Annotated in this window: 3 protein-coding genes; 2 read left to right on the forward strand and 1 reads right to left on the reverse strand. The window is 56.1% G+C overall.

Going from position 1 to position 3,714, the window contains the following annotated elements; translation table 11 throughout:
• The first annotated feature begins 496 nt into the window (after positions 1–496).
• On the forward strand, positions 497–2,434 hold the full coding sequence (locus ACFFAR_RS27660) for an EAL domain-containing protein (RefSeq protein WP_375508863.1): 1,938 nt from the start codon (positions 497–499) through the stop codon (positions 2,432–2,434).
• A 406-nt stretch (positions 2,435–2,840) separates the two neighbouring features.
• Here the strand turns inward: ACFFAR_RS27660 and ACFFAR_RS27665 are convergent, their stop codons facing one another.
• Complete coding sequence (locus tag ACFFAR_RS27665; protein WP_375508864.1) at positions 2,841–2,981, reverse strand: hypothetical protein; 141 nt, start codon at positions 2,979–2,981, stop codon at positions 2,841–2,843.
• Between the two features lie 350 nt (positions 2,982–3,331).
• On the opposite strand from ACFFAR_RS27665, the gene ACFFAR_RS27670 reads away from it, so the two are divergent.
• Positions 3,332–3,714: TIR domain-containing protein (locus tag ACFFAR_RS27670; protein ID WP_375508865.1), on the forward strand; the 383-nt coding region annotated here is incomplete at its 3' end.

Genomic DNA, 3,714 nt, shown 5'->3' on the forward strand with positions numbered 1-3,714 from the left:
TCATCGCGGAAAATTGGGTACCTTGCTTTCGATTGCTGAGCACCTTGAGGCTGGCCGTTACGACACTGCGCTACAGCAAAGCCACGCTTTTGGTCCTGCGTTTGCGGCGAAGCTTCCTGTTTTGATGCCGTGAGCGGTGGACATGAGACTCACCTCCGGATTAGCTTGGCCGTAATCGTCGGGCAAGAGCAAATACTGATCCCCGTCGATATCGCTGGGAGGTGCAATGGAACGGGAAACCGGTTTCTGTCATGGTCGTGAATCGCTGCGTGCCAGGTCACATCGCCAAGATGAGTACACGCCATCGGGATTCTTCCAATGGAGAAAATTTGCTGTCTGCCGTTAAAGGCGCTAAGGCAATCTTCTGACATGCGCATTTGGTTAAACCGGCTCTGGGGCCTCGAAAAATGATCCTTTATATTGCTTATTCGTCGTCCCGACGCGGGATCGACCTGGCGTCATGGTTGATTGTCGATCTCAGCGCCCGCGTGGAACCATGATGACTGGGTTGATTCAGCATTTTCTCAGCGCCACACCAGCGGTTGTCGATAAGACGGGCGCGTCTTCCAACGCCTTCGAACATATCCTGCTGCGTACGCTCGCCGAAAACGTACCGCATCGCATCTACGCGAAGGATTTGGAGGGCCGGTTCACCTTCGCCAACGGGGCAGTGGCACGGGGCATGGGCGTGTCTAACCCCGACGAGTTGCTCGGAAAGACGGATTTCGATTTTTATCCACTTGAACTAGCAAGCGTCTACTACCAACAGGAACAAGAAGTTCTAAAGCACGGGCGCTCGCTCCTAAATCATGAAGAACATGCCAGATACTTGTTGCTCGACGAGGAAGCTTGGCTAATCACGACCAAGGTAGCGGTACGCGATGACGCCGGCCGGATCGTCGGGCTGGTGGGCATCAACTACGAGGTCACTACGCAGAAAGCCGCAGAAGTAGCGCTGCAGACTGCACACGCGCAGGCAGCGGAGGCGGCAATCCGGCTGCAGGCCACGATCGTCCGCTTGGATCTCGAAATGAAAGAGCGGCAACGCTTCGAACACGAGCTGCGCCGCCAAGCGATGCACGATACGCTCACCGGTCTGCCAAACCGGGCGCTGTTGATGGACCGGATTGAACAGGCAATCAAGCTCGCGCAACGCTGTAATCAATCCCTCACGCTGCTGTTCCTCGATCTGGACCGGTTCAAGCTTGTCAATGACAGCCTCGGCCACGCCGCTGGCGACGAGTTGCTACGGGTCGTGACGCGGCGGATCGGCCGCTTGGTGCGCTCAGGCGACACGTTCGCGCGCCTTGGTGGCGACGAATTCGTCCTGTTGATACGCCCTCCTATGCCTGCCCACGCGCTCGCAGACTTGACCAACCGTCTCTTACGAGTTGTCGCCAAGCCAATGCGCGTCGCCGACCGGGAGGTGTCCGTCACGTGCAGCTTGGGCTACAGCGTCTATCCGCAGGACGGCGAGGATGCGACTACGCTGCTCAAGCGTGCCGACGCCGCGATGTACGGCGCCAAAGAAGACGGCGGAAACCGGGTGCGGCGTTACACGCCTGAACTGACCTCGCACGCCGGCGAGCGACTGGAGGTCGAGACTCAGTTAAAGCAGGCACTGCACCGCGGCGAGTTCCTGCTGCACTACCAGCCGCAGATCGAGATCGCCAGTGGGCGCATCGTCGGCGTAGAGGCGCTGGTGCGCTGGCAGCATCCCACGCGCGGATTGGTGCCTCCGATGGAATTCATCCCGATTGCCGAAGAGTTGGGGCTGATCGAGCAGATTGGCGAATGGGTGCTGCGCACGGCTTGCGCCCAGGCGGCCGCGTGGCAGCGCAGCGAATTGCCGGCTCTGCGCATGGCTATCAACGTCTCGGCGCGCCAGTTTCATAATCCCGCGTTGGAATCGGTCGTTGCGCAGGTGCTAGCCGAGCACGGGCTTGCCCCCGAGCAGTTAGAACTGGAAATCACCGAGAGCCTGTCGATGAAGAACCCGGAAGAGAGCATCCGCATCCTGGCTAGCTTCAAAGCACTGGGCATCAGCATTGCGATCGACGACTTCGGCACCGGCTACTCCAACCTGGCGTATCTGTGCGAATTCCCTGTGCGTCGCATCAAGCTAGACCGTGCGTTCGTCCGCGCGCTCGGTTCACCGTCGAGCAGCCACGTTATTGTCGAAGCAATTGTCGCGATGGCCCACAAACTGGATCTGAGGGTCGTTGCCGAGGGGGTCGAAACCGACGAGCAGCGCGACCAATTGCTGCGCTACGGCTGCGACGAACTGCAGGGCTACTGGTTTTCTTGGCCAGTCGACGCCGACACTTGTGGGGCTCTGCTGCAACAGCAATATGGGTTGGGGCGTGTTCATATATGGCCGTATCCGTTTCCTAAGAGATCACTGGGGCTGGGTGACGATCGACGGGGCATATAAAGCAGCCATATAGCGAAACTTGGTGCGAGGCGCGACCGCATCGGGAGATGGCCTCGAGCGATTCCGCTGAGCTGAAGCACTGAAGTTCTTTTCGAGGCTTGAACCAAGTCTCGTTTTATCGAAGCCTTTGGTCATTCGCCCTTCTAGGCGCGCGAATTGACCTAGTCAGGACGCACATTGCGCTTGTTGTCCAAGAGTGCCAATTTTGATATGTTTAAGCATTTTTCATGTCCTGCAAGTGTAGGCCTCCCGATTGCCAAGGCTGGCAATTCGATCAAGTGCTAACCAGTTTTACGGCACGCTCTTACTTGACTGAATAGGTGTTGTTCCGTCATGCAAGCGCTGGATTGGGCGCTGCGCCGACTGGCTCGCGACTGTCGTGGTTTTGGCCGTTTTCGCTTGCTTCCTACAGCATTGCATCTGCTGCATTGACGAAGGCCCGCAGTGTCGCAAAATGCCGCTCGGATGTGCGGGCGACCCCGATGCGGAACTCCGGGGTAGACTTCAGCCGGTCGCGGCGCCGATGCCTTACGAGATCAATCTTCATGTCAAATCGCCAGCACGCGTATGCGCTCACTTATCGCTCTAAGCGACGTTTAGGAGGCGCTCCCGTCCGCGACGAGGGGATGCGTGCCAAAGGAGCCCGTCACGACCGAGACGTCCATGCAAACTTATTGGGGCGCGCATGGAAACCAACCTTATGCCGCCCTACTATACTGGAGGTATGCACGTGGACAATCATATAGGCCCAAAAATTTGCAAGTATTTCGTGCGTGACCCCAAGTTTGGGCCACAATGGGAATTTGTACAATGACCACTGGCGTTCCAGCTATAAAAAGCGCAATGTGGCTACAGATTAAAAAATTGCGCGGTCCATTCAATAACTGAGAGATACAAATGGCGAAGACAAAGGTATTCGTAAGCTACGACCATTCAGAGGACGTTCATTACAAGCGGCTATTACAAGCATGGGATGCAAATCCTGAATTTGACTTTGACTTTGATAGTCGAGGCCCTGATGTCGCAATTGACAGTAACGATGCTGCGGTAGTAAAGGCTTCGCTTACGACGAAAATGAAAACAGCGACTCATATACTAGTGATTGTGGGGAAAAAATCTAGCGAAAGCAAATGGATCCATTGGGAAATTGACCGAGCAAAAAAGGATGACACCAAACTTAAATTTGCTGCTATCAAGCTTGCCAAGGAAAATGAAACTCCAGCTGGCTTGCTCAACATAGGAACGTCTTGGGCCACGAGCTTCACTCTCGATCGTATCGT

The organism is uncultured Caballeronia sp., from assembly GCF_964243625.1.
In the GTDB taxonomy this organism is placed as follows: domain Bacteria; phylum Pseudomonadota; class Gammaproteobacteria; order Burkholderiales; family Burkholderiaceae; genus Caballeronia.